The sequence below is a fragment of the Corynebacterium sp. HMSC27B11 genome, from assembly GCF_001815985.1.
In the GTDB taxonomy this organism is placed as follows: Bacteria; Actinomycetota; Actinomycetes; order Mycobacteriales; family Mycobacteriaceae; genus Corynebacterium.
Map to the genome: position 1 here is coordinate 1 of NZ_KV823544.1, position 3,673 is coordinate 3,673.

Consider the following 3,673-nt stretch of genomic DNA (forward strand, 5'->3'; position numbering starts at 1 on the left):
CCCTCGTGGGGTCCGCTAGCCTACACAGAGGTGGCGTTGAGAAACAAAATCCACGAGCAGCTCGCAGATTCAACTGGAACGGCAACATGGTGGGACGCTTTGCCCGAGAAAGTCTCCCCGCAGCTCGAACGAAGCATTAAAGACGCTGTTCGTTTCGCTGGCAGAGCCACCAAGTCAGAAAATCCATCGGCTAACGACATCGTCGCTGCGTCATCCTTCGGGCTATGGACTAGCTGCCTCCACAAAGATCATGCTCAAACTCTATGGCGGCACCATCTCGCGGCCGGGTTTCACCCGACTTTGAAAAGAGGGGCACTGTTTGACCAGGCTTACAAGTTGAAGAAACTCCGTGACCGGATAGCGCACCACGAGCCGATCTTTGCAGAACGCCATGAAACGCACCTCAAGGAAATGCGTTTCGTTCTATCGGCCATCCACGAAGATCTTCCACGTTTAGTCGAAGACTGTTTCCCAAGCCTTCGCCGCGCCATCGACGGCAAAGAAGCCGCGCTTCAACATGGGGTTGTTGATCTTTAGCCGGACTCGCTGTTGTCCGAATGAGCAAACCCCAGCTCCTTCTCGGAACTGGGGTTTGAGCATTGCGGTGGTGGAGGGATTTGAACCCTCGGAGGTTTTACCCTCACTCGCTTTCGAGGCGAGTACCTTCGGCCGCTCGGACACACCACCAGGATCACGGCGCGAAGCCATGAAAACCTTCGATAAGAGTAGCAAAACCGCACCCGCGCCCCAAAAGCCACGCCAGCAGTTCAGCGACGATCGGTGCCGGTAGTGCCCCGGCGGCCCGTGCAGTAGTGCCCGGCTCCCCGCAGGGTTAGCGGAGCTTTTCAAAGAAATCCCGCAAGAGCTGCTCGCACTCCGGCTGCAGCACTCCCCCGCGCACCTCGGCCTTATGCAGCGGCGCCTCCCGCGGCAGATCCCACACGCTGCCGCACGCCCCGGTGCGGGGTTCGTAGGCGCCGAATACGATGCGGCCCACCCGCGCCCCCAGCGCAGCTCCCGCGCACATCGCGCAGGGCTCCAGGGTCACGACCAACGTGCAGCGCTCCAGCCGCCAGGAATCCCCCAACTGGCTTGTCGCCTGCCGCAGCGCGAGGACCTCCGCGTGCGCCAGCGGGTCGGCGTCCTGCTCGCGGCGGTTCGTCGCGGTGGCCAGGACGGTGCCGTCGGCGTCGACGACCAGCGCACCGACCGGAACGTCCCCCGGCGGCGTGGCACGAGCGACGTCGATGGCCTGCCGCATCAGCTCCTCGTCAACGACGTGCCCACCCTGCCGGGGCAGACCGCCCCCGATGAGACGGCTGCGCTGGGCGGGGTTGCCTGGCTCAGTCGTCATCGTCCTCGTCATCAGGCAGGTTCGCGTCCAGCAGGTCGGAAAGCTCCTCGTCGAAGCCCAGCTCTTCGGCCACGCAGATCAGCTGCTCCGCTGGGTAGTACTCCGGGTCGTCGAACACGACCGTGAGCAGCTGCTCGGAGACGCCGAGGTCCTCCAGCATGTCGAATTCACCCTCTGGCCAGGCGGTATCGTTCTCGTCGGCCTCGTCGGCCTCCTCCTCGGTGGGAGTGTCGACGTCCAGCTCGTCGAGCATGTCAGTCGCCAGGTAATCGTCGATCGCCGCGGTGGCGTCCGACATCAAAATCCCCACTCCACCAGGGACGGGGCGCACGATCGCGCACCAGGAATCCTCGATGCAGACCAGACCAAGAACGGCACCTTCGGCGCGTTCGCTGCGGAGGTGCTCGACGAGGCTCTCGAGGGAATCGGTCGCATCATCAGCCAGCTCGCGGAGCGCCCAGCCGTGCTCGGTGCTGGTCGCGACAACAGCGATCGTGTCGAAGGAGTCAGTGTTACTCATGTTTCGGATTTTAGCCGGTCGCGGGGCGCGAGTCTGCACCGCTGGGGCACCCGCTGTGGCCGGCACTCCGGCTGCCTCGTGGGCTCTCGCAGTCCCCGGCGCGCGTCCGGGGCTTATGAGAGAATTAAAGCGTGAGTACGCAGCATGAATCCCAGCCCACCCGTCACCCTCTGCACCCGTCGCCGGGCACCCCGACCGCGTTCGAGCGCTTCCCGGTGTGCGTCCTCGGGCTGGGGCTAATCGGCGGCTCCCTGCTGCGCGATCTTGCGGACGGCGGTTGGTCCGCGTTTGGCTGGAATCGTTCCGCGAAGACGGTTTCTCAGGCCACCGAGGATGGTTACGACGTCTCCGGGGACCTCGCCGCGACCCTGCAGCGCGCGGAACGGGAGGATGCCCTCGTCGTCCTGGGGGTTCCTGCTCCTGCCCTGCCCGAGATTTTGGACGCCGTCGGCCAGCACGCCCCGAGCGTGGGCCTGACCGATGTGACCAGCGTGAAGGGCGAGGTCCAGGCGCTGGTCGAGGATCGCGGGATGGCGGATCGCTTCGTCGGCGGACACCCGATGGCGGGCACTGCGCATTCGGGCTGGAGGGCGACCCTCAACGGGCTCTTCGACGGTGCCGTGTGGGTGGTCGCCTATGACCGGGCGGTGACTGAGGGCGAGCCCCCGCGTGCGTGGTTCACCACCTTCGAGCGGGTGGTGCGCATGGCGGAGGCCACCGGCGCGATCACGATCCCGAGCCGCTCGGGCGCGCACGACCGCGCGGTGGCACGGATCTCCCACCTGCCGCATGTTTTCGCCGAGACCTTGGCGATGGTGGGTGACCAGGGCGGGCCACTCAGTCTTGCCCTGGCGGCTGGGTCCTTCCGGGACACCACCCGGGTGGCTGGCACTGCCCCGTCGCTGGTCCGGGCGATGTGCGAAGGCAACCGGGATGCACTGATCGAGTGCTTCGACGAGGCCCTGGAGATCCTCAACCAGGCCCGCGAGGAGCTGGAGCACAAGGACCTCAGCGCGCTGACGGAGGCTGGCTACGCCGCCCGGAAGCGCTACGAGGCCACGACCAAGCACGGGGATGCGACGGATCCGCGCCCCGTGATTCGTGTGAGCCCCGGCGCGAAGGGCTGGGTGGACCAGCTGCTCAGCGCGGAGTCCATCGGCGCGCGCATCGAGATTTTCTAGCCCCTCCGGGCTCGCCAGAAAGTGAAATTTTAACATGACCACACTGCAAAGTCGCAGGTCCAAGCGAGTTGGAAGCGTTGTCTTCGCAGCCGCCCTCACCCTTGGGCTCGCGGCCTGCGGGAACAATGCAGGGGACGGTGGCCAGGGGGCGACGTCCTCCTCAGCGACGTCTACCAAGGCAGCATCCACGGAAAAGACGACGTCCCGCGACAAGACCAGTAAGAAACCTGCGCCGACCCGAGGGCAAGCCGCGACGGAGCCTGCGCCGCAGCAAACTCCGCAGAACAGTCCAGCCCCGGCCGCAGGTCAGGGCACGGCACCACTCATCGGCCACACCGAGGCACCAGGCCAGGTGTCCGCGACGCCAATGAATAAGACCCTGTCCCACTGCGGAGACATCCACCTCCACCAAGTGGGCACGAGCTTCTTCACCGACGGGACCTCCGGCTGGACGCAGACTTGCTACTCCCAGATGCTTTCCCAAATGGAAGCCGAAGGCGTGGATATCTCAATTTACGAGTAGTGCGCGGGTCAGCCTGCGGGGGGCGGCCCGGCGCGCACAGCAAGAAACCCCTGGCGGGGCCGAAATGAACTAGCCCCCGAAAGTTGGACTGGTTT

At 65.3% G+C, this 3,673-nt stretch carries 5 protein-coding genes and 1 tRNA gene; 3 read left to right on the top strand and 3 right to left on the bottom strand.

Annotated elements, in window-relative coordinates:
* Positions 1-537: hypothetical protein (locus HMPREF3097_RS09640; protein ID WP_210398511.1), on the top strand; the 537-nt coding region annotated here is incomplete at its 5' end.
* A 65-nt stretch (positions 538-602) separates the two neighbouring features.
* Here the strand turns inward: HMPREF3097_RS09640 and HMPREF3097_RS02400 are convergent.
* The 3 genes from HMPREF3097_RS02400 to HMPREF3097_RS02410 form a co-directional block, all read right to left on the bottom strand.
* Positions 603-687: transfer RNA gene (locus HMPREF3097_RS02400), tRNA-Ser, on the bottom strand.
* Positions 688-832: 145 nt separating this feature from the next.
* Complete coding sequence (locus HMPREF3097_RS02405) at positions 833-1,366, bottom strand: nucleoside deaminase (RefSeq protein WP_371260065.1); 534 nt, start codon at positions 1,364-1,366, stop codon at positions 833-835.
* Complete coding sequence (locus HMPREF3097_RS02410; RefSeq protein ID WP_246821211.1) at positions 1,344-1,874, bottom strand: tRNA adenosine deaminase-associated protein; 531 nt, start codon at positions 1,872-1,874, stop codon at positions 1,344-1,346. Before HMPREF3097_RS02410 ends, HMPREF3097_RS02405 begins: the two co-directional genes overlap by 23 nt.
* Positions 1,875-2,044: 170 nt before the next feature.
* Between HMPREF3097_RS02410 and HMPREF3097_RS02415 the strand changes: the two genes are divergently transcribed.
* Both HMPREF3097_RS02415 and HMPREF3097_RS09645 read left to right on the top strand, forming a co-directional pair.
* Entirely contained in the window at positions 2,045-3,055 is a 1,011-nt protein-coding gene (locus tag HMPREF3097_RS02415) for a prephenate dehydrogenase (RefSeq protein ID WP_210398513.1), read from the top strand.
* Positions 3,056-3,089: 34 nt separating this feature from the next.
* Positions 3,090-3,578, top strand: coding sequence for a hypothetical protein (locus HMPREF3097_RS09645; protein ID WP_141759484.1), 489 nt, complete (start codon positions 3,090-3,092; stop codon positions 3,576-3,578).
* The last annotated feature ends 95 nt before the right edge of the window (positions 3,579-3,673 follow it).